This is a genomic window from Photobacterium sp. DNB23_23_1, from assembly GCF_052873815.1.
This window is the reverse complement of record NZ_JBNNXT010000062.1, coordinates 1-23,618: the sequence shown is the minus strand read 5'-3', so window position 1 is coordinate 23,618 and position 23,618 is coordinate 1. Positions and strand designations below refer to the sequence as shown.

19 protein-coding genes and 1 pseudogene are annotated in these 23,618 nt (G+C 38.6%); 11 read left to right on the top strand and 9 right to left on the bottom strand.

Annotation, left to right across the window (positions count from 1 at the left end):
* The first annotated feature begins 742 nt into the window (after positions 1–742).
* A complete protein-coding gene (locus ACVA53_RS23770) occupies positions 743–997 on the top strand; it encodes a hypothetical protein (RefSeq protein ID WP_446506479.1) in 255 nt (84 codons plus the stop codon).
* Between the two features lie 125 nt (positions 998–1,122).
* On the opposite strand, the gene ACVA53_RS23765 is transcribed toward ACVA53_RS23770, so the two are convergent.
* From ACVA53_RS23765 to ACVA53_RS23755, 3 genes are all read right to left on the bottom strand, one after another.
* Entirely contained in the window at positions 1,123–2,619 is a 1,497-nt protein-coding gene (locus tag ACVA53_RS23765) for a BNR-4 repeat-containing protein (RefSeq protein WP_446506478.1), read from the bottom strand.
* A gap of 316 nt (positions 2,620–2,935) precedes the next feature.
* On the bottom strand, positions 2,936–4,069 hold the full coding sequence (locus ACVA53_RS23760) for a glycoside hydrolase family 88 protein (protein WP_446506477.1): 1,134 nt from the start codon (positions 4,067–4,069) through the stop codon (positions 2,936–2,938).
* A 152-nt stretch (positions 4,070–4,221) separates the two neighbouring features.
* On the bottom strand, positions 4,222–5,196 hold the full coding sequence (locus ACVA53_RS23755) for an AraC family transcriptional regulator (RefSeq protein WP_446506476.1): 975 nt from the start codon (positions 5,194–5,196) through the stop codon (positions 4,222–4,224).
* Positions 5,197–5,551: 355 nt separating this feature from the next.
* Between ACVA53_RS23755 and ACVA53_RS23750 the strand changes: the two genes are divergently transcribed.
* Complete coding sequence (locus ACVA53_RS23750; RefSeq protein ID WP_446506475.1) at positions 5,552–5,848, top strand: hypothetical protein; 297 nt, start codon at positions 5,552–5,554, stop codon at positions 5,846–5,848.
* A 225-nt stretch (positions 5,849–6,073) separates the two neighbouring features.
* Here ACVA53_RS23750 and ACVA53_RS23745 read toward each other — a convergent pair.
* The 4 genes and pseudogenes from ACVA53_RS23745 to ACVA53_RS23730 form a co-directional block, all read right to left on the bottom strand.
* Positions 6,074–7,146 (bottom strand): IS3 family transposase gene (locus tag ACVA53_RS23745; protein ID WP_446506474.1). Its coding sequence is split into 2 segments (ribosomal slippage): positions 6,074–6,951 and positions 6,951–7,146, totalling 1,074 coding nucleotides; the frame shifts between segments, so codons are not numbered across the junction.
* Between the two features lie 597 nt (positions 7,147–7,743).
* A complete protein-coding gene (locus ACVA53_RS23740; RefSeq protein ID WP_446506473.1) occupies positions 7,744–9,420 on the bottom strand; it encodes a GH39 family glycosyl hydrolase in 1,677 nt (558 codons plus the stop codon).
* A gap of 131 nt (positions 9,421–9,551) precedes the next feature.
* On the bottom strand, positions 9,552–10,877 hold the full coding sequence (locus tag ACVA53_RS23735; protein WP_446506472.1) for a glycoside-pentoside-hexuronide (GPH):cation symporter: 1,326 nt from the start codon (positions 10,875–10,877) through the stop codon (positions 9,552–9,554).
* A gap of 902 nt (positions 10,878–11,779) precedes the next feature.
* Positions 11,780–12,175 (bottom strand): annotated as a pseudogene (locus tag ACVA53_RS23730) (IS66 family transposase); the annotation flags it as partial.
* An 88-nt stretch (positions 12,176–12,263) separates the two neighbouring features.
* Between ACVA53_RS23730 and ACVA53_RS23725 the strand changes: the two are divergent.
* From ACVA53_RS23725 to ACVA53_RS23695, 7 genes are all read left to right on the top strand, one after another.
* On the top strand, positions 12,264–12,473 hold the full coding sequence (locus tag ACVA53_RS23725) for a hypothetical protein (protein WP_446506471.1): 210 nt from the start codon (positions 12,264–12,266) through the stop codon (positions 12,471–12,473).
* A 181-nt stretch (positions 12,474–12,654) separates the two neighbouring features.
* Entirely contained in the window at positions 12,655–14,028 is a 1,374-nt protein-coding gene (gene rhaB / locus ACVA53_RS23720; RefSeq protein ID WP_446506470.1) for a rhamnulokinase, read from the top strand.
* A 12-nt stretch (positions 14,029–14,040) separates the two neighbouring features.
* Entirely contained in the window at positions 14,041–15,306 is a 1,266-nt protein-coding gene (locus tag ACVA53_RS23715) for an L-rhamnose isomerase (RefSeq protein ID WP_446506469.1), read from the top strand.
* Positions 15,306–16,118, top strand: a complete 813-nt coding sequence (rhaD, locus tag ACVA53_RS23710) for a rhamnulose-1-phosphate aldolase (protein WP_255044013.1) — start codon at positions 15,306–15,308, stop codon at positions 16,116–16,118. The genes ACVA53_RS23715 and rhaD overlap by 1 nt, the downstream gene beginning before the upstream one ends.
* A 12-nt stretch (positions 16,119–16,130) precedes the next feature.
* Positions 16,131–16,445 carry an L-rhamnose mutarotase gene (gene rhaM, locus ACVA53_RS23705; protein ID WP_255044014.1) on the top strand — a complete coding sequence of 105 codons (315 nt, stop codon included), beginning with the start codon at positions 16,131–16,133 and terminating at the stop codon, positions 16,443–16,445.
* Between the two features lie 48 nt (positions 16,446–16,493).
* Positions 16,494–17,867, top strand: a complete 1,374-nt coding sequence (locus ACVA53_RS23700; protein ID WP_255044015.1) for a sulfatase-like hydrolase/transferase — start codon at positions 16,494–16,496, stop codon at positions 17,865–17,867.
* Between the two features lie 98 nt (positions 17,868–17,965).
* Positions 17,966–18,121, top strand: a complete 156-nt coding sequence (locus ACVA53_RS23695; protein WP_255044016.1) for a hypothetical protein — start codon at positions 17,966–17,968, stop codon at positions 18,119–18,121.
* Between the two features lie 476 nt (positions 18,122–18,597).
* Here ACVA53_RS23695 and ACVA53_RS23690 read toward each other — a convergent pair whose 3' ends face one another.
* Together ACVA53_RS23690 and ACVA53_RS23685 are read right to left on the bottom strand one after the other, a co-directional pair.
* Complete coding sequence (locus ACVA53_RS23690; RefSeq protein WP_446506468.1) at positions 18,598–19,896, bottom strand: anaerobic sulfatase maturase; 1,299 nt, start codon at positions 19,894–19,896, stop codon at positions 18,598–18,600.
* Between the two features lie 183 nt (positions 19,897–20,079).
* Entirely contained in the window at positions 20,080–20,709 is a 630-nt protein-coding gene (locus tag ACVA53_RS23685) for a Crp/Fnr family transcriptional regulator (RefSeq protein ID WP_446506467.1), read from the bottom strand.
* A gap of 148 nt (positions 20,710–20,857) precedes the next feature.
* On the opposite strand from ACVA53_RS23685, the gene ACVA53_RS23680 reads away from it, so the two are divergent.
* Together ACVA53_RS23680 and ACVA53_RS23675 are read left to right on the top strand one after the other, a co-directional pair.
* Positions 20,858–21,673 (top strand): sulfite exporter TauE/SafE family protein, encoded by an 816-nt coding sequence (locus ACVA53_RS23680; RefSeq protein ID WP_255044019.1) that lies wholly within the window; start codon positions 20,858–20,860, stop codon positions 21,671–21,673.
* Between the two features lie 131 nt (positions 21,674–21,804).
* Positions 21,805–22,953 (top strand): iron-containing alcohol dehydrogenase, encoded by a 1,149-nt coding sequence (locus tag ACVA53_RS23675; protein WP_255044020.1) that lies wholly within the window; start codon positions 21,805–21,807, stop codon positions 22,951–22,953.
* The last annotated feature ends 665 nt before the right edge of the window (positions 22,954–23,618 follow it).

The window sequence follows — 23,618 nt, the reverse complement described above, 5'->3', positions numbered from 1 at the left end:
TCTGTCGTCTTTAAAACGATGGTTATGGCTGCTTGATATTAGAGGGTGTCGCACTTCGGAGTTGAATTCGGGAGTACTTAAACTGAAGATTAAATCACTAATCGTATCTTTCCTTTTATTATGAAAAAAAGGGATAGTTTTATTTTATCTTTGGTCTTGGGGGTATGTCTATATTTATTTTATTGAAGGTCAAAGTTTGCAATGTTATATATCGCTAAAAAACTCAGTAAATTAGACGGTTGTTATATTAATCTTTCGAGTGTATGTAGTTGAGTTAATGATAAATAATGACGTTTAGCCTAAATAATAGTCTTGATTTGACAGTATTATAGTGTATTTTCTTCTTGGGATAACACTAAGTTATAACAATATTTTTTAGTTCATTAACTAACTACGTATTCCCTCAACTAGTGATACCCGACCTTGTTAGAAGGTGTTTATGTATTCGTAATGCGTTTGTTATTACACAAGTTACTTTTAATAAAAATATGTTTCATTTAGTTTGATTGGTGTTTTATCTTTTTGGATTTGTCAATTGTGATATTTTGTATTGCAGGCTTGTTATGAGATTTTGCGAGCTTCTTTGTGATATTTATGAGAGATAAAGCAAAAATCTACTCAAAAGGAAATTAAGTTTGCGAATATTCGTGCAGTTTTATTAGATTGAGAAAAATCATCTTGCTAATAATGTGACCTGAACTAGGGTTAGGTTGAAAGCAAACAAAACAGAGGAGAAGTGAAGATGAGATTATTAGTGGGTTGTATCGCTGCAGCGATGTCTTTGAGCGCATTTGCGATGACTGACCAAGAAGTGTGTGAGGCTTATGGTGTGGCTTTGGCTTCAAACAGTGATAAGGGTAGAGTTGAGTTTATGTCTGAAATGGAGTCTCGTGTAGAAAACAAGACATGGTCTCTAAGCGCTGCACAGTGTAATGATATCGCGATGGAAAGTAAATACGAGTTTGACTTAGATTTAGCCCTTGATATGTCGCATTAAGTCTGCGCTATGACAGTTAAGTTTAGATCTTACAAAATTCATTTATTTTTCCAAATTTTATGCCCCATGCATAAACGCCTAACCGGTTTTCAGTTAGGCGTTTTTTATTGTAAAGATTCTAGTTTTTATTTGACACGAACGTCAGCGTCTTCTTGTGCACGCATGACTGCGCCATTGTCTCCAAGAAGATAAAGGTTTCTCCACTCCCTTTCACCTTTAGGCTTTTCCGCTACAAAAAATCTAGCATCAGGGTGTGCATTGGTGATCATTGCGGACATAGCCCAGCCAGATTGACCTTTGCGAAGAAGTTCCTTCTGCTTTTCAAAAGTTTCACCACCATCTTTGGAATTAAAGTAAGCGACTACACCTTCACCTTCTTCCTTGTAGCCAAGGGCAAAAGTGATATCGGTGGGTGATGTGATGAAGAAGTCGCCGCGAGTATCAACTCCCCAGTTAACTGCAGCAGGGTTTACAGGAGTACCACCAACCCACTCTACGCCAGTCCAACGGATATGAGAAGTTTGCTTAGGACCACCAGTTAACTGACCTAAATCAACACCAATATTTGTTCCAATATGCGGGTAACCATTCTCATCTAAGTGTACTGAACCGTTAAAAGTCCATTTTTCACCAGTATCTAATACGAGTGTTTTTTCATTAGCAAGTTCACGTGTTACTGGGAGATCTAAATATTCTCCTTTGATATTACTCCATGTGCCTTCTTTTGTATTAAAGACCATATAATATGCATTGTGGCGTTCAGTTGTATGACCACGCCCATTGTTAGCGTGTCTTTTCCAGCACGGGTGATAATCGTAGGTGATTACAATTTCATCCCCTTTCCCCTTAGTTGCCCAGGCGTACCAACTATCAGTTGCTTCTATATCTTCGCGTTCTTTATGCTCAAGGAAGGATACTGGACTTTCGAATGTACGTCCGTGATCGGTAGATTTTTGAAAAACCCAATCACTCTTATGGGCACCATGGCGATAGAACAAATAAATATCACCGTTATCCATTTTTACTGCTTGGTTGTAATTGCCAAATGGTGGGATATTGTCTAGCTCAATCCAAGTCGAAATATCGTAAGGTTTAGCGGAGACAATATGCTTATTTCGACCATCATGCACATCCCCTAATGGATTTTCTCCGTGTCGGGCGCTACCACCGTGTCCACCAAAGAAAATATGGATGTATCCGAGATCATCAATAATCATTGTCGGTTTACCATGATTATCAATAGGACGACCAGAAGGAGCCCAGTAGTTATCTTTTCCGAGCTCACTAAATCCTGCTTTGATAGGACCTTTCCACTCATTTGTCTCGTGATTGTATGAGACAACATAAGGGTCCTCTAGAGTTCCTTGATAGGTTAGGTAGGTAACACCGTTCTCGTAAATACCGGCTGGTGCTTGAACCACTGCAAGTGGGTTACCGAAACCGTTATCAGCAAAATAATCTACCATAACTTGTTTGTCATTAGTGTCCTGGGTTGCATTTGCAGTAAATGAACCTGCAAGTAACGCAAAGGAGACAGCAGGAACTAACGCTTTTAAAACAGACCTGCGAGGGGATAGTGAACAATGATTATTGTGTAGTGTACTGAAAAGACCAAGTTTCATTATTATTCCTTCAATATTTGATGATTGAGGCAAGACAATATATTGTCAATATGTAACAAGTTAATTTTTATGATCAAATTTAAATATATTAATATAATTCTTTTTTTCGAATTATAGTAATAATAATATTTATTTTAATGGGTGGTATATATGTCGATAATTGAATTATTGAAGGGCAATATTTGCTGTTGAATATGTGATATAGTTATACTAGAGTAATAAATGACAATGAAGCAAATAATCATTGCTTCACTGTTAATGTGATCTAGTTACTAAGAATAGAATTATTCTACAACTATTTACTATTTACTATTTACTATTTATAATTAATTTTATCCAGCAATTTAGCGATAGCTTCAACATAATAGTAATCACCATAAATTAATGAACAATTTACACCCAAACCTTTTGGAACATTAAATGCCCCACCCACTAAAATACCTTGCTCATCTGGTTGACCAAAGGTGGTGTAACGTTGGTGCAGGCTCAGAAGAATATCGCTCGCGGAATGCATGTATTTATCACTAATTGCCGGATCCTTTACTAAATCTGAGATCAGCAGCATACCGCTAGCAGCACAGGCTGCAGCGGAAGTGTCGCGTGGTGTCGTTTCATCTAATGGTGCTCGGAAGTCCCAATATGGTACACGATCTTCTGGTAAGCAGCTTAAGAAGAAGTCGGCAGTCTTTAACGCAGCCTGAAGATACTTAGCTTCTTTTGTATACTTATAAGCCAGCGCAAAACCATGTATTGCCCATGAGGCACCTCGGCTCCAAGCGGAGTCTTCAGCATAGCCTTGACCGCTATGATATGATTTAACGTTTCCATTTAGGTAATCAAACTCGACCATGTGTCGAACAGAGCCATCTGAGCGAATAAATTCTTTGAGTACAGTGTCTGCATGAGCTTTGGCTATTAAAGCAAAGCGAGGGGCATTGAGTTGCTCTGCTGCCCAGAATAGAATGGGTAAGTTCATCATGCTATCGATGATACTTAAACCTCTAGGGTCGGCGCTGTTGACATCATTTTTGTTCCAAGCAGTGATGAAGTTACCGGTAATGTTAAAGCGACTTGCGAGGTGACTTGCAGCTTTTAAAGCTCTCGTCTTTGATTCTTCGTTACCAAAGAGTTCATAGTGTTTTATGGAAGTGAGCTGCCACATAAAACCGACGTCATGATGTATATTAACGTACTCATCAAGAGGTTGATCCATTAAATTTTCACGATCAATTGCGATTTTTTTGAATGGTTCATGTTTTTCTTTCTCGTACAGCAACCAAAGCAAACCTGGCCAAAAACCGACGACCCAAGCCCATGGTGCATGTGTATCACAATACACACCATCAGTAGTCATAGAAGGAAATTTTACAGTCATTTCATCACTTGTAATCTTCACTTTATTAACAATGTCAGACCAAGCACAATTAACCCATGAAAAATCTTTTTGCATATGTGCAACTTCCAGATGTTACAATAAATATTAAAAGTTATATACAAAAAAGAGACAGTTAGAAACGACAATTTTTGTGAAGTTTAAGGTGTATTTTTGCATTTTTTTGATTTCAGAGTTATAAGTAAATGGTATATCACCTATGGGCGATGTTAAATCAATTCAGAGCAAGCTGAGTTTCTATACTCTCTTGGTGAAAGGCCATATTTTTGTCGAAATTTTCTATAAAAGTCACTTGTGTTAGAAAATCCAACTTCGATTGCAATTTCATTAATGCTAACATTGGTCACTTTAATTAGTTCGCAGAACTTGTTGAATCTAATATCTCGAAGAAGTGTGTTGAATGTTTTGCCACTTTCTTTTTTTATTAGTTTTGATAGGTTGTAGTTCTTCATTTTTAACTGTTCGGCAATGCTGTTTAAGCTAGCTTTTTGCAAGTCACGTTCTATATGGCCAATTACTTGAGATAAAACTTTACTTTCATGAGATTTCTTGTCAATGACGTAAGGTGATTCTTGTATTAACTCAATAACTAGAAGACCAAGAAGAAACTTAATTTTTGACTCCATAAAATTGCCTTTAATCGTCAGTTCATTAACGATACTGTCTAACAGGCTCTCTATGGGTTTTTTATTAAATGTTGTAAATATAAGTGCTTTTGAGGTGGAATTCTTAAAAATAGCATCAATAAAGAAGCTAGAAAGACTGTTTTTATCATCAATAAATTCAAAGATATAGCTAAAGTATTTTTTATGAATAATGAAATTAAGAATGATATCCTCTTTCGTTGAGGGAAGTATTTCATGCGTAGCACCTGGACCCATAAAGAGTATATCACCTTTGCGAATCTGACACTTTTTTCCTTCTATATATTGAACTGAGTTACCTTCTAGAACATAACATATTTCTACGTAGTCATGTGTGTGTGCAGGATAATGAATGTATCGAGTGTGTTTTCTGATCGATATCATTTTTCCTTTAGGAACTACTTTATCAAATGAAATTGTGGTTTTGTTCGCATCTTTGAAAATTGACATGTCAATGCTATTTTGGTTATCGAGTATACTTCTTTCTTCATCATTGTTGTCTTTCATAAACTCAGTGAGTTTGTTTAGTGCAGTGTTCATAAATATTTACCAACGTATAATTTAATTAAAATTATATGCAAAAATTGACCTCTAAAAAAACCAAAATAGCCATTTTTTGTAACTGCTGAGTAATATACAACGAATTGTATTTTTTTAAATTAAAACATTGGTTTATTTTTATTATTTGATTGATTATTGTGAAGCAGATCTCGTTGTGTGGTTATTTGTTTATGTAGTCTTGTTATCAAATAGTTGATTGTTTGATTTTTATCTGAGTTGGTCGTTGAATTAAAAAATTTTAATTATGTGAATGAAACAAGTTTGGTTTCATTTATTTACTTTTACATCAAAACATCAGAATGAGAAAGTACGGATATAGTAAAAGGGATGAATTATGGTTGATATAGCTGTTGTCATTGTATACTTTGGTTTTTTAATTGCAATTGGAATATTATTTAAATCATTCAGCTCTTCGACTAGTGATTATTTTCGTGGTGGCGGTAAGTTGTTGTGGTGGATGGTCGGGTCTACATCCTTTATGACAGCAGTAAGTGCAATGACTTTTACCGGACATATGGGTAAAGCTTTAACAGGTGGTTTTGCGGTTGCAACGACAGTTTTCTATGCAAATGCCTTGGGTTACTTATGTAACTATCTATTTTTGCAGCTAAAGCTCGCCAAATGCGTGTAATTACTCCTCTTGAAGGGGTACGTATGCGTTTGGGGCCAATTAACGAGCAGGTATTTACCTGGGCAAATGTACCTTTGAGCGTGTTGCAGGCATCGATTTGGGTTAATGCGTTGGCGGTATTTACGAGTGCGGTTATTGGTGATGGATATAATCATACTTGTTTGTTGGGTGGTTTATATTTATGTTTATCAAGCAGTTTTTTAGTACCTGACCTGCCCCCAATAACTAATCCAATACATCTTTAGTAATGTCAGTTACGTTATTGTTTAGCCCTGAACGCGTCAGTAGTGCAAATTCAGAGGGAGTTAGATATCCAATTGATGAGTGGGGGCGATTTTCATTGTAGTCAATGCGCCAGTCACTGATCAGTTTACGAGCATGGCTCAAGTCTCTGAACAGGTGCTCGTTTAAACACTCGTCTCTAAACTTGCCGTTAAAGCTTTCGATATAAGCATTCTGGGTTGGCTTACCCGCTTGTATCAGCTTCAGAATGACACCATGATCATGAGCCCATTGGTCGAGAGCCTTACCCGTAAACTCAGGCCCCTGATCTGTTCGAACGGCCTCAGGGTAACCACGGAAAGCTGCTATTGCCTCAAGTATGACGACCACCTCATCCCCAGAAATTCCTGATGCAACAGTAATATCCAGGCAATCCTTCGTGAAGTCGTCAACAATAGTGAGGCACTTTATCCTACGACAAGAACTGAGTGCGTCCATGACGAAGTCCATTGACCAGGTATGGTTGGGCAGTGAGGGAAGTAAAAGTGGCTCTCGCCCGACACATAATGATTTCCTTCGCTCTCGTTTAAGAACGGCCAGCCCAGCCTCTCGGTATAACCGGTAAACCCGCTTATGGTTAACCTCTGTCCCTTCTCGGCGAAGAAGACGGTGAATACGACGATACCCGAACCGTTTTCTCTCTAGTGCCAGTTCTTGTATACGAGCCAATAGCTCCACATCACTCTCTTTAGGTTGAGGTTGGTATCTTATCGATGCGCGATTTATACCGACGAGCAGACAGGCTTTGCGTTCCGAAATCGTGGTGACTTCCTGCATTGCATGCACAGCCTTGCGCTTGTCTCCGACGGTCAATACTTTTGGTTAAGAGCCGCTTTCAAAGCATCAACATCAAGCATAGATTCCGCCAAAAGCTTCTTCAGTTTGGCATTCTCATCTTCTATTGCTTTCAAGCGACGGGCATCGGAAATGTTGTGCTTGCGGCATAATTCTTTGACGGGCAAACCCGCTTCCTTGAGAATAGCAATGATCTGCTGTTCGTTGAATCGCTTCTTCATATTCACCTTCCTTTTTATAAGATGAACATTACTAAGTATTGGCTGGATTAGAAAGCGGGGAGCAGTCACTATTCAGGCTTGAAAAATCCAGGGGTTATTATATTTTCATGTAAATTTCACTTTGTATTGGATAGGGACTTTTAATTAGTTTAATAATATCATTGACGCTGAGTGTCATGTTGGGAGCAATAGGGTTGGCGACTTGGTAATGGGTAGTCTGTTCAACCACTTCTGCATTGACAAGCCCACTTTGCTTATTAATAATGTGGCACTCCAGTAGTTGCCGTTGTGCAAAAAATGTTGAGGTACTGATGGCATGCCTGCGGAAAAAATGTCTTTCAGCGAATAGCTCTTCTCAAATTGGTGAAAATTGCCAGCCATTATTGTTGCTGCGTCGATGATCAATCATGATTTCGTCTCTTATAAGTGAAAAACAAAATCATACGTATCAGGAGGTCTTAATTGAATGTGGGGGTTATGAAGTATTCACGAAAACCCTTGCTACGCCAATGTAGACAAGGGTTTTTTATCATTTTTCTAAGTAAATATAGTTAGATGTGTCTACTCTATTTATAGAGTTTTTAATGTAACGAGTTCTTAATCCAACCACTCTATCTGGTATTTTTGGACAGAAAACGATGGAATGCTATTTGTAATCTTAATCACTGTACCCTCAGTGCCATCATCAACAACACTGGAGGTCTCCCATTCACTCCACTTTAGCTCATTGACATCATCATATTTGTCTTTAACGCTATTAAAGAAATCTCGGCCTTGCTCATTAAGCGCATCATTAACTGGCGCTAGTGGGTGCACGTCATCATTTCTCCACCCCCCTTCATTTGAAGGTTGTTGAGATTTCGGAAACTCTGACAAAAACATCTGCTCTCGGTTATTCGAGCGGTCTAACTGGGCGACACGGTATCGGTATTTCGTATTTTTCGGCTGATTAACTTTTAACTCTAATGCAATGGTTTCATCATCGTGGTAGCTAAAGTCATCTTTGTTAAAACTGAACATCAGAAGATCAAAACCTGAATCGTCAGCTTTGCGGGTAAAAATACCATCAATCAAGTTACCAGCTGTCTTAGACTCACCCTCAACGTTGCTCTGGTATAACTTGTTCCCGACCATATCAAAAAGAGCTGACTGAGTGAGCGCTTCTGAGTTATAGGTGCCGTCTCTTTTTACGTTACCCCACTGGAACAAGCGACGGACATTCTTCTCTAACATCATTTTTGAGAAGAGAGCAAAAAAAGCCGAACCATGTGAGGATTCAACACTCGAAAATCCTGCACGCTTCATTTTTACGATATATTTAAACTCATGAATCTCAAAGCTCGACTCTGAGTTGTAGTCGGCGTGTTCTAGGATAGGTGCCATGTGATTTTGATAGACATAATCCATATCCATTTCTTCCGGATGCGTGACCATTGGATAGTAGGATATCGCTAAGAAATCATAAGGTACATTATTCTCTTTGGCCCAACTGATAAAAGAAGGTGCATATGCATCTTCTTTTTTACCGGTATAATCGACATACTGGCTAACAAAAGATGCTTCCCTAAAGTGAACACCAATTACAGCTTCAGGCAACACAGCATGTACTGCATCCACTGTGTTCTTATAATGGTCAAAGAACTCTTGACGAGTTGCAGACCAGTGTTGTGGCCGAGTATCAATCTCTGAACCGACTCTAAATCGCCATGTAGCTACCGTTTCTCTGCCATATTTCTCTACAAGGTGGTCAATAAATGACTGAATGAAGGTATTCCATGCTTTAGGATCTTGTGGCGGTAAGCCGTTGCCATAAACCCCAACACGATCTTTTGCGAGGTAATGAACACCATCAGGCTCATCAACAAAGCTATAGCCCTCTTGGAAAGCCCACGGAGGATTATCTAAAACAATTTGGAAAATATCCCAATCATTCTCGAGCCAACGGTCGATTCGGCGAGTAGCGGCCTCAAAGTTATAAGTAAACTTTTCACCATCCCATAGATAGGTATCGCCAGAAAGATCTTGGTTATACCACCCTCCTAGCATACGCACTGTGTTAACTTTGGCATTACGGCCAAACCTAGCGGGCTTCTCAACCGGATTGCCTCTTTCAGTTCGCACACTAACATCAAAGAAATCGTACACTTCACCAATTTGATTTCTTGTATCAGTATAATCACTAGAAATAACCTTAATATTATCCGCATAACTACCAGCGGATAAAGAAAGGACCATGGCGGTAAAACATGTCCTGAAAAAACGATTACTTTTCACTTATCAAACTCCTCATATGTGAATAGACTACCGCAATTAAATGCATTAACTTATTAAAGACAATTTATATTGGTCAGTCTATCAAAGATAAAACACAAAAATTAAACTTTGGTATATTGATGATTTAGATACTAATTTAAACCTTCTTGTACTTTTTTAATGCGTTGCTCAGTTAGTGGGTAAAAGTTCACCATGGCCGCTACTGTGATAAAAATAGCGCCAGGTATTAGTGTATATAACGCATTAATCATAGTTATAGCACTGCCAGATTGAAATTCTGCGCCTCCAACATACCCACCAAAGGCTAATAACCAACCCAACATGGCCCCACCTAATGCGACACCAAATTTAATTGAGAATAGATTCGTTGAGAAAACAACGCCACCGAGAGAACGTCCTGACAGGTGATTTTCATAGTCAACGACGTCAGACATCATACTCCATAGGAATGGACTTGCTGCCATTTTTAAAAAGTTAACAATAATCATCAGAGCAATGAGTAAATTTATTTGACTACTTGGTATGAAGAACATTAGAACTGCAAACATACCCATAAGATAATTGATGATCTGATAAGATTTAACTTTATCGAGCTTTCCAAATAGAGGTATCGCACACATGGCGCCTAAAACACCCGCTAATTTACCTAAAACCATAAATAGAGTCACTAAGTCAGGCCTTTCTAAAAAGCTCACGACATAATAAATAATGACAGCATCTTTAAGCACAAAACCAACCAGCATGATGATGTTCTGAATAAATAGCACTCGCCATGCGGGGTTCTTTGACAAGTGTTTCAAGTCATCTTTTAAGTTGCCACTTTTCGTCTGTCTAATATCGTGCTTTTCTTTTACGTTGAAAAAACAAAATAGGAATAGAACGACAGAGAGGCTAGACATAACCGACATTGCACCGATATACCCTAGTCGTAAATCGCCACCACCAATGTAGTCAACAAGCTTCATTGCGAGAAGAACGATGACTAAACCCGCAATTGAAGTCATTGTAAATCGATATGATTGCAAACTGGTTCTTTCATTTGAGTCGCTAGAAAGCGTATTTGCCATCGCACAATAAGGTACATTGATCATTGTGTACATTAAAGTAAGGAATATATAAGAAGCATATGCATATATTAGCTTTCCCGTCTCTCCAAATTCTGGTGTATAGAACACTAAAATACATGAAACTCCAAATGGTATAGCTACCCAAAGTAAGTATGGGCGATATCGACCAAATCTTGATTTAGTTCTATCTGCGAGTGAGCCAATCAACGGATCCGTTATTGCATCAAGGATTCTAACGATTAAGAACATGGTCCCCATATGTGCAGGAGATAAACCATAAACATCCGTGTAAAAAAACGCTAAAAAAAGCATCACAGTTTGCCAAACAAATGCACACCCTGCATCCCCAGCACCATAGGCTATCCGTTCTCGTATACTTAAATTATTCATAATTACCTCTAAACTAATTTTTAAAGTAAACGTTCATGGTTGTATATAACAGAAATCATTATAATTTGATCTGCTCAATAACTTCCTAACTTTCCAAATAACCAATTCTGTGTGCAACGGTTTTCAATATCATATTATCGCTTGCTGATATTAGCTTGGTATATATTTCCCACCTTTGAGTCTCAAATCCATCTACGTAGTGGTAGGAGTTGATTTTTCCAATTCTTTAGCAAACAAATAGAAGGTAAATTAGGTATCTTAACGTCATTACAATAGTATTTGGTCAAGTTCACTTTTTATCTCCATGCTTGAATTAAAAATAATCTTTATGGGGAAATTCCCCTTTACTATATACCATCCTAATTCTTACTTTATTAAATATTGTCTGTGATAAATGGAAATTACGATTTTCGCTATTGTGTTTATAAAATTTTGTAAATACTAACCACATCACAAGTGATTTTCTACGTCCACATCGTTTAAAGTATTACAATAGCAAACTTTGCCCTAAATAGGTGCAAACATTGACAGAGCTAACGAATGTAAAGGAACCATTCCGCACAGTTATTCTCATATAATCAAGAAATGGCATACAATGGCCATCATCAATTTAATATTTTCAATCAAATAACATAAACAAAATTTAGTTATTATGTGAAGAGCATACAAATAACTTTACAGCACTAATAAAACACGTTCACTGGCTGTGAACACTCTATTGCAACAAAAATGAAAGTGATTAGCCTCCCTTTTACCGCTGGTCGTCAGCGTCTCATGCTTCAGGGCATAACGATTCAAAGTCTGATCTCCTCCAGTCAAACTTGACAACTAATCAAACGACTTTCTAATACCAAAAGTTATTCGTATTTCCGTATGCTCCCCATGATCCCACGGGGCGAGTATTAATGAGCGAAGTTCCATGGAAGTAAGTCGAGGTCAGGTTCTGGTTGAGCTAGCTCTTCCATACACTTAACCAGATAATCGAACAGGATTAGCCCGTTAGCTTTAGCGGTTTCGATGATGCTGTAGAGCATGGCACTGGCTTCAGCACCTTTCGGGGTATCGGCGAACAGCCAGTTTTTCCGGCCAATGACCAGCGGCTTGATTGCACGCTCAGCCCGGTTGTTATCGATGGATAGGTGACCGTCTTCGATATACCTCTCAAGCTTGGGCCATTGGCCCACCGTGTATTTGATAGCCTTGCCCAGCTGGCTTGATGGGACAACCTTTTGGGATAACAGCCATTGGCGCAGGTCGGCCAACATAGGTTTCGCTAACTTCTGTCGCTCAACCTGTCTTACTGAGTAACGACAAAAGGAAGTTGACCAATTCTTTTCAAATGTTGATACAGAGGTTATTGTTGAAGATACACCACAGAGTGTTGCAATGGATAACAAGCAAAATAGTGTACTAGGTAAGATGGTTCTGATTGCTTCACTCTTTATTTTGTCACTAACATTGGTTCCAAACCCAATGTGGGGGCGTATGCTCTTTGTCATTATTGCTGCGATACTTGCACTGGTTGGTACTCTCTTGGTTAAGTCTAAGCGCTCGTTAGAGGTTAGTAGTACGCCGAAAGAAGAAGTTTCTGCATAACCACAGCCCTATCTGAAGTAACAACCACTTCAATTCGATTAATATTTAATTTGAATTGAGGTGGTTTTTTTATGTTATGACTTTTTTTAGTTATGCAAAAAATGACTCTCTTTAGGGCAAAATGAGATATTTCATATAAATCTGTAGGTTGTAGAATTAAGTTAATCAATCGGAGGTTGCTATGAATTATTTTCTAGCTGTAGATATAGGTGCGTCTAGCGGGAGACATTTGTTAGGCTATTTAAAAGACGAAAAGATTGTTCTTGAAGAAATTTATAGATTCACTAATAAATTGTCCGATAAAAATGGGCAATTATGTTGGGATCTAGAGTCATTATTCTCTCATGTATTACGTGGACTTGAAGAGTGTGTAAAAATAGAAAAAATCCCACAAAGTATTGGTATTGATACATGGGGGGTTGATTTTGTTCTTTTAGATGAATCAGAAGAAGTCATCGGAAATACCGTGTCTTATCGTGATGACCGTACCAAAGGTGTTATGGAGCGAATTTGTAATCAGGTTGGAAGTAAAGAAATTTACAATAAAACCGGTATTCAGTTTATGAGCTTTAACACCTTGTATCAGCTGGATTCAATTGATATTGAAGAGAAGCGTAAAGCATGTTCATTCTTAATGATACCAGACTACTTGAACTACCTGCTTACAGGTGAAAAGGTTAACGAGTATACAAATGCGACAACGACGCAGATGTTTAACCTTTCGAGTGATCAGTGGGATAAGGATTTACTGGAAGTGGCGGGTGTTACAAGTGATATCTTTGGTGAAACCAAGTTACCTGGTCACTGCATTGGCCGCCTAAAAGAGAGTATCAAAACTATAGTTGGCTTTGACTGTAACGTGGTTTTGCCTGCTACGCATGATACAGGTTCAGCTTTTATTGCCAGCGTTTTTGATATTGAGGAGGACGGTGTCATTCTGAGCTCAGGCACTTGGTCACTTTTGGGCAAAGAATTAGATAAACCTATTGTCTCAGATGCGTCCAGAAAGAACAATTTCACAAATGAAGGTGGCTACGATAAACGGTTCAGATTCCTAAAAAACATTATGGGTCTCTGGATTATTCAGGAAGTATCTAGAATTTTAGATTACCGATATTCATATGCTGAACTAGCTCAAATGGCAAGGGAATCAAAAGAGTTCACTTCAATTATTGACGTTAACAATGAACGATTTTTTGTTAGTGAAAATATGATTGAGGAAATTGTTGAATACTGTAAAGAAACAGGTCAAGCATATCCAACAGAAATTGGTGAAGTGTGTATCTGTGTTTACCGAAGTCTTGCTAAATCATACGGTGATTGCATCAATGAAATGATCGAGATTACAGGTAAAAATATTAACAAGATTAATATAATTGGTGGCGGAAGTAAAAATGACTTCTTAAACGAGTTAATTGAAGAAGTAACAGGGAAAGAAATAGTCGTTGGCCCTGTAGAAGCAACGGGTATGGGTAACATTATTGTACAGATGTTATCAATGGGTGAGATTAATAATTTAACAACCGCTAAGAACTACGTTAAAAACAGCATATAAGTAGGAACAGTCATGGAACAAACTTTAAAAAATAGATATGAATTAAGCAAGTCACTTTATGCCAAATGGGGCCTTGATGTTGACTCAGTATTAGAAAAGCTTAAAAACGTAAAAGTCTCTATCCACTGTTGGCAAGGTGATGACGTTACTGGTTTCGAAGAAGCGCGTCATGAACTATCCGGCGGTATCTCAGCAACAGGTAGTTACCCGGGTAAAGCGACCAATGCATTAGAGTTGAGAGCTGATCTTGATAAAGCACTGAGTCTTATCCCTGGTAATCACAAAATTAACCTTCATGCACTATATGCTGAAACGAATGGCGTTGTTGTTGAACGAGATGAGTTAAAGCCTGAACATTTTGCTGGTTGGGTAGAGTGGGCTAAAGAACGTGATCTTGGCCTAGATTTTAACCCTAGTCTTTTTTCACACCCCAATGCTAGCGAAGGATTGACTCTATCTCATCCAAACAAAGAAATTCGTGACTTTTGGATTAAGCACTGTATCGCTTCTCGTAAAATTGGTGAATATTTTGGTAAAGAGCTGGACCAAACTTGTTTAACCAATATCTGGATTCCTGATGGATACAAAGATACTCCGAGTAATCGTTTTGAACCTCGTCAACGATTGAAAGAATCATTGGATGAAATCTTTGCAGTTGATGTCGACGAACAATACAACAAAGATTCAGTTGAATCGAAAGTATTCGGTATTGGTGTGGAGTCTTATACAGTTGGTTCTCACGAATTTTACATGGGCTATGCAATTGCAAATAACAAGCTTTGTTTGCTAGATAATGGTCACTACCACCCAACGGAGTCGGTAGCCGACAAAATTTCATCAATGCTTCTGTATCAAGATGAGCTTGCACTTCACGTAACTCGACCAGTACGTTGGGATAGTGACCACGTAGTGACATTCAATGATGAAGTAAAAGAGATTGCTAAAGAATTAGTGCGCACAGATAGCTTAGACAAAGTTTACCTAGGTCTAGATTTCTTCGATGCAAGCATTAATCGCATTGCAGCTTGGGTCCTAGGTACAAGAAACATGCAAAAAGCCCTGCTTGAGGCAATGCTAATGCCACACGAAAAGTTAACTCAGCTTCAAAATGAAGGTGACTTTACTCAACGTTTGGTACTAATGGAAGAGTTGAAAACATACCCATTAGGCGATATCTGGAACTACTTCTGTGAAATTAATGATGTACCGGCAAACGAAGACTGGTTTAAATCAGTTGTTAATTACGAACAAGAAGTTCTGCTTAAGCGAGGTCAATAATGGAACAATTAGCATTTGTACAAGAGTTTAAGAAAACGGCTCAAGACGCTTGGTTAAAAGGTTGGCATGAACGTAATGGTGGTAATCTTTCATATCGATTAGCCGACTCTGAAGTTACTGAAGCTCGTCCATTCTTTACTGAGTCAACGCCTTGGCTTGATATCGGTGTTACCGTACCTAATCTAGCAAATCAATACTTTATTGTTACAGGCAGTGGTAAGTACTTCCGTAATGTTGAAGTCTGTCTTGAAGAAAATGCTGGTATCATTCAGGTTTCAGCAGACGGTTCTCAGTATAAAATCTTATGGGGCTTGATTAACGGTGCTAAACCAACAAGTGAGCTTCCAGCACACTTGATGAATCACTCGGTGAAATATGATGTGACTGGGGGCAAACATCGAGTTGTTATGCATTCCCATACAACAAACTTAATTGCACTTACATTTGTGTTACCACTAGAAGCAGAAACCTTTACCAGAGAGCTTTGGGAAATGGCAACTGAGTGTCCTGTTGTTTTCCCTGATGGGGTCGGGATCGTCCCATGGATGGTCCCTGGTGGTAAGGCGATTGCCGAACATACTAGTGAGTTAATGAAAAAGTATGATGTTGCTATCTGGGCACACCACGGCACTTTCTGTTCTGCAGAAGATCTTAGCTTGGTGTTTGGCTTGATGGACACGGTAGAAAAAGCTGCTGAAATTTTAGTTAAGGTTCTAGCGATGGGTGGTAAGCGACAAACTATCCAAACCCAAGAGTTTAAAGAATTAGAGTCTGCTTTTAATGTAAAACTTAATCAAAGTGTTTTAGCTTAGGAGTTGAGTTTTATGATCAGAAAAGCCTTTAAATTAAAAGTAAATCAAGGTTGTTTCGCTGAATATAAAAAACGGCATGATAATATTTTTCCTGATTTAGTTGAAGTACTTAAGGAAGCTGGTGCTCAAAACTACTCTATTTTCCTAGACGAAGAAACAGGTTGTTTGTTTGGTTATGTTGAATTAGACTGCCTTGAAAGATGGAACGCCGTTTCAAAAACAGAAGCTTGTCAGAAATGGTGGAAGTATATGGATGATATCATGGAAACCAATGCTGATATGAGTCCTAAATCCACTGAGCTGAAAGAGATGTTTTATCTAGAATAACTGTTGTTATTTAGATTCAAGAAACGTATTAAATATCAAGAGGAACTTATGAAGAAGCCCAACATTATTGTTATCTTTAGTGACCAACAACGGTGGGACACACTTGGGTGTTATGGTCAGGAGCTACCTGTTACTCCTAATCTTGATGAGCTCGCAAATAACGGTGTGATGTTTACTAATGCATTTACTGTTAATCCTGTCTGTGGCCCGACCCGCTCAACTATGCAGACAGGTCTATACCCAACTGAAACGGGTTGTTTCCGAAACGATATTATTTTGCCGGAAGACAAAAAAACAGTGGCTCACTTTTTATCTGATGAGGGTTACAGCGTTGGATATGTTGGCAAATGGCACTTAGCTTCAAACAACACGGCACACGAAGGTTTCGTAGTCGCTGCGCCTACAGAGAGTTCTGGTGAAACGATCGATAATTGCTTTACTGCAATACCAAAGCAGTATCGTGGTGGCTACAAGGATTTTTGGGTTGCTTCAGATATTCTTGAAGGCACATCGCATGGCTATGGTGGCTTCATGTTTGATATCGATGGTAACAAGGTCAGCTGGGACGAAGATGTCTACCGCGCAGATTTTCTAACTGATCTGACAACGGACTATATTGATAACTACGAAAAAGAAAAACCTTTCTTCCTGTTCTTATCGTACCTTGAACCTCATCACCAGAACGATAGAAAGACATATGAAGGTCCACACGGTTCGAAAGAGAAGTGGAGTGACTTCAAAGTACCTGGTGACTTAGAACCTTTTGTTAATGGTGACTGGGCAGAAGAGTATCCAGATTACCTAGGTTGCTGTCATAACTTGGACGAAAATGTGGGTAAAATTCGTCAGGCTGTTAAAGATAAGGGCCTTGATGACAATACCATCATTGTTTACTTGAGCGATCATGGTTCACACTTTAAGACCAGAAACGGTGAGTATAAGCGTTCGTGTCATGATTCTTCAATCCGAATTCCTTTCATCATCTATGATCCTCGTGCAAAAGCGGGACAAGTTATTGATGATCATGCAAGCATTATTGATGTAGTCCCTACCTTGCTCAAGGCGGCGGGTATTAATGTTCCAAGTTACATGCAAGGTCAACCGTTGCAAGATTTGTATATTGATAACGCTTCCAAGGATAACGTTAGTTTCATCCAGATTAGTGAGTCGCAGGTAGGTCGAGCAATTCGTACTGAAAAGTGGACTTATTCTGTGTCGGCGTTAGATCAAAGTGGATTGTTAGAAAAAGATAGTGAGGTTTATCAAGAAGAGTTTCTATACAATCTTGTAGATGATCCATATCAATTGGAAAATTTGGTATGTAATTCAGATTATAAAGAGATTAAGAGTGATTTAAAAAATATCTTACTTGAAGAAATATTTAGAGTTGAAGGAAAACGACCAAAAATTATTGAAGTATAATTCACTATTCATTTAAATTTTATTTACTAGTCTTCAGGTTAATTCAAGCTATGTTCCATAGCTTGAATTATATCCTAGTGAATGTTCAAGGAGGATTTATGAGTACCGTTGGTGATGAAAAAACAAGAGAAAGAATTAAGAACATAAACAGTTTGCATGAACTTTCTCGAAAAAAGAGAAAAACTAAGTTTCGTGAGCAAGCTTCATCACAAATTAAGATTGCTAGAGAAATTAAGTATGCTTCAGTTAGATAGTTAATATTTTACTGTAAATGATACAGTTATCTTTTTGAGTTGAATATTAATCTTATTTCTGTTGGAAAAAGTTACATAGTGGTTCAGGGCTGTCGTCAGTTTCTTATTGGCATTGTTTGTTTTTTGGAAACCCCTTTATTGCTAAAATATCACTTCGCTTGTTGGCTTATCTGATCAAGTTGTTCAATGGCTTGTTCGTATTGGTTGTGTAGGTAGGTTTTATGCAGGGAAGTTAAATTATAAGGGGCTATCTGTATCATTTTGATGGTAAGTAAAATTCTACTGGCAGTGGTTTTACTTATTGAGTGATTTCGCAAGTACAGTTAGTTTAGTTAAGCCTATTATATTACTGATTAGTAATAAGCTAGGAATTAGCAGAGAAGCGACAAGTACAACTGAAACTTTCAGCTTTATAAATATTGTCCTTTTGGTGCTTTATTAAACCCCCGGTTTTTCCGGGGGTTTATGGTTATAAATTAAGCGCAACAACGTTTAAATTTTTTACCACTATTACAAGGGCATAAGGCATTTCGACTTACTTTCTTTTTTGTCCCCTTGTGTTGTTCGTTATTATAATAGTTCATGATTTGTGCTGGAGAGTGCCCGTTATTTATCAGCTTTACCATGAAAGCCATTGCGTTTTGACTATGGTCAAAGAAACTATAGTAGCCTTCGCATAAGTAGTTATGGTCGGGATTTCCACTAGGTCCCGGTAAGAAGCGATGTTTCGGACAGCCGCCATGACAGGCAAATCGATATCGACAAGACTGACATTTGCTGTTTAACTCTTTAGATTTTTTTAAGCCAAACTCAATTGCTGCTTCACTGTTGTTCATCGTCTTGATTGATTCATTGTGAATGTTGCCAAGCTTATACTCTGGATAAACATAGTGGTCACATTGAAACAAGTCTCCATTCGCTTCTAAAGCGAATGCATGACCACATCTCGGGGAGAATACGCATATTGTACTTTGTTGGCCTGTCCAAGCTGATAGTGTTGCGTCAAATTGCTGAACAAAGATGCTTCCAACATCATTTCTCACCCAATGGTCGAAAATTTCATTTAGGAAAGTACCATATTCTTTTGGGTTGACAGACCATTGAGTGACATCACCCAGCTTTTCATCTGGGTTAACTAACCATGTATCATTTGTTGACTGATCAGAGTCTTGTCGCTCAACTAATGGAATGAATTGTATAAAGTTTGAACCGATGCTTTTTAGATATTGGTAGACTTTAAGTGGTTGTTTAACATTCTGATCATTAACCACTGTGAGAGTATTAAACTCAACTTTGTGTTTCTTCAGCAATTTTATGGCTTTTAAAACTTTAGAGTGCGTTCCTTTACCACTGGTATTTGTTCGATATACATCATGAAGATCTTCTGGGCCGTCAATAGAAACGCCAATCAGAAAGTCGTTCTCTTTAAATAGTTGACACCATTCATCATTAATCAATATTCCATTAGTTTGGAATGCATGAGATATTTTTTTGTTTTTACCGTAAAGTTTGCACAATCGAACCACAGTTCGATAAAAATTAATGCCCAATAATGTTGGCTCACCGCCTTGCCAAGAAAATTGTACAGAGTCACTGTTTTGTGCTTCTATATATTGCTTGACGTACTTTTCTAGTGTTTCGTCGTTCATACGCCAGTTTTTTTGCCGATCAGGATAGAGTTTTTCTTTTTCTAAATAGAAGCAGTATTCACAATCGATATTGCATACCGAGCCTGAGGGCTTGGCCATAACGTGACAGTTGGATATTTGGTTCATTAATTTACCTATAAGAATATTTTAGATGGTACTGTGCAGAGATAAGCGCATGAGAATAGTAATATTATTGCTGAAACGTCGATTTTGATGAATCTTGAGTTTAGCAGCGAACAGTATTGTGATGACACTACACATGTGGATGAGCGGCGCTCTAGGATTTGTTTATTTTAGAAAACAGTTTTTTCATTTCATGATTTCCTTCGAGGCTTGTCGGTATCGGTCAAGCTTGTTCAGATCTAAAGGGTGCGGTTTTCTATGTTGCTTACATAGCACTCCAGATTCTTTTAAAGATTTGCAGAAGCGAATAACTGTCGTTACATCTGTTGCGCTGTATTCGCTAATTTCTCGATATGTCCAAGGGTATTGAGGGTAGTAGGAAAAAAAATGATGGATTGTATCGATAATTCTATTTTTGGCATTAAACGCACTAAATTGAACTAGGCGTTTCTCTGCATCTCCAAGCTCATGACAAACTTCAATCGCCAGTGTTTTAGCGAGTTCGGATGATAATTGCTGTAACGATTCAAAGCTTTTCACATCAAATTTTTTTACTTCACTGTTTTCCATTGCTCTTGCTGTGGCGGGATAGCGTTGATTTGTGAACAATGAGCGGTAACCAAAAAACGAGCCAGGCCCATAAAGGCGTAAAAGAGACTCTTTTCCAGTATCAGCAACTTGATATAAACCAATAAAGCCCTTGTCTACATGATAGAACCCTGACGCTTTAGTGTTACTGATGTAAACAGCTTCTCTTTTACTGACATTTAGCGAAACAGTACTGCTGTGTAATGAGTATTGAGATATCGGTTTCATTATCATCCAAATAACCCTTTATTGATAGACTCATTGTACTGCAAATATTTACCTCAAAATATGATCAAAACCATAAATTAAAGAAGTGTCGACACGTTATATTATAATTATTGAAATTTTGTTTTAATTGTTGGGTTTGGGGAGGGTTATGGACGCTTTTGAGTTGTTAGTTAGTGTATGGTCAACTGATGCAGTGCTGTTAAAGCTACTACTTGGGAGTATCTTTGGCTTATGTTTAGGGCTGACCGGTGTTGGTGGCGGGGTATTGTTGATCCCTATGTTACAACTGTTTTGCGGCATGTCCCCGGTGCTTGCTGTGGGAACGGCGAGTATGATCTCTGCGATGGTAAAAGTGAACGCGTCATTTCTACATATTAGGGCGCGGAATGTCTCTTGGAAAAAGATAATACTGCTATTTATTGGAGCAGTGCCTGTTACCTTGCTGGTTACTCAAGTTGTGGTTTACTTTAATGCACACCCTTTTTATTCCGAAGCGACTGAGACAACAATTGCGTGGCTAGTGACGATTGTAATGATTGGATCGTTGATATCTGTATTCTCAAAATACAAGAGTGAGAATGTGGCCATTAGCCATCATTCAGAACATAAACTTAACACTAAGAAGGCAATAGTGTCGGGGATGTTTTGTGGATCTATTTTGGGCTCTACAGGTGTCGGTGGTGGTGTTTTGTTACTTCCTATTTTGAATAGTGTTCTCCATGTAGATATTAAGAAAGCAATTGGCTCATCTGTTGTCTTAGCTCTGTTTTTATCTGCCATTGCTGCAGTTGGATATGCAAGTGGCGGTCAGTCTGATATCGATACTGCGATACTGTTTTTTGTCGGCTCTTTCGTGGGTGTACCAGTTGCTGCACATTTGATGAAGCATATGTCTGAAAGCCATATTTATGTTGTAACCATGCTTGTTATATCCGTAAGTCTGTTTTCTTACATTATTTTATAAAATTGATATGAATTGTGGCTAACCTAGGGCACTTTACTTGAGTTTAAGCGTTAGCAAACGCAAGCCGCTGGTCATAATTCAAAGCTTTGATTATTCGTTTTTTTTGTAACTTTACTTATATTGGAAAAATTATGGCATTTACTTTAGCATTTCCGAAAATCAACATCTCTGGTGAGAATGCAATCAAAGAGTTGGTCTGTCACTTGGTTTCAAAAGGTGTGGACCATGGGTTTATTATTGCAGACCAAGCGTTAGAGCAATTGGGGTTACTAGAGCCGTTGATAGGTGCGCTTAATGAGAGTGGATTACCTTTTACTTGTTTTACGGAAACTGTACCTAATCCAACGGTGAGCGTTGTTAATCAGGCATATGAGGCCTACAAAGAGTCAGGTGCAAGTTATATTATTGGTTTCGGTGGAGGTAGTGCGATTGATACGGCGAAAGCCGTGAAGATTCTTACTGCTAACCCGCAGCCAATTACTTTGTACACCGGTGTGAATAACGTTAAAAAATCAGGTGTACCGTTATTTGCTATCAATACTACCGCGGGTACGGCTGCAGAAGTCACCAGTAATGCGGTTATTACTGATGAAGAGACAAAGGTTAAATGTGTCATTATCGATAGTAATATAATCCCGGATGTTTCAGTAAATGACCCAAGTATTATGCTCGGTCTACCAGCGGAAGTGACTGCTGCTACTGGTATGGATGCGTTAACTCATGCAATCGAAGCATATGTTTCGGTTGGAGCACATATTCTTACCGACCACTCAGCTTTAGAGTCCGTACGTTTGATCAGTCAATACTTACCGCATGCAGTTGAAGACGGTTCAAATCTAGAAGCGCGTGAAATGATGGCGCTTGGTCAGTTCCTTGCTGGTATGGCCTTCAATAGTGCTGGACTTGGTATGGTTCATGCGATGGCTCACCCTGCTGGCGCACATAAGAACTTACCTCATGGTGTTTGTAATGCGATCTTGTTACCTATCGTATGTGAATTTAACCGGCCTCATCGAGTAGAGAAGTTTGCTAATTTAGCTCCAGCATTAGGTTGCAATGTTGCAGGTTTATCCAAAGAGCAGGCAAGCATTGAAGCGGTTAAAGCTATTTGCGAACTTAGTGAGAGAGTGGGTATCCCACAAGGCTTTGCACAACTGGGTGTTACGAAGCAGGATGTTAATCAGTGGGTAGAAAGTGCGCTGGCAGATCCGTGTGCTGGGGGAAACCCTGTCGCTATGACTGCTGATGACGTGCTTGCGCTATACATGAAGTCGCTTTAATAGACCTTATTATATTTAAGTATATGAATAAAAGAGGGGAGTCATCGATTACTGTGACTTTTTTGGCTTACAGGAAACTATACTGTTGAATGATAGCATTGAACGTTTTTCGCTATTATTGAAATTCCCTGCTCCAAAAGGGTTGTATTCTGCCCTCGGCCAACTGCTGACGACTCATGATAGTATTGCTTGTTTCTTTGTCGAGAAGAGCGTACTACTTTCAGCAGTTGGTTTTCTCTTCTACATCTCACCATGAGTGTTTACGAATTTATGGTGCTTATGTTGGTGAATTGTATCCTGTTTGATTTATTTGATTACCATACGTGTTGCTCAAGGTCGAAGTTATGGCCGGCAAACGCTGGATGGTTTGCTTTGATATTCATTTTGATTCCGTTTCTAAACCAAGCGGCTTCACGAAACGATAGACTGTTGCACCCATAACATTAGAATTTGCGTTGCAGCATAAGTAAAGAATATTGCCCCTTGTATCACATCGCGCCATTTTTCAGCTTTGGATGGTCAAAATCTCCTGCACCAAACACACCTTAATACGCCAGAAAAGTTATGCCAGTGACAAGCAGCAAAACGTAGTAAGCGCGTCATAAACCCCACATTCAATTAAGCTTTCCCGAAACGTATGATTTTGTTTTCATTCAAATGGAGAC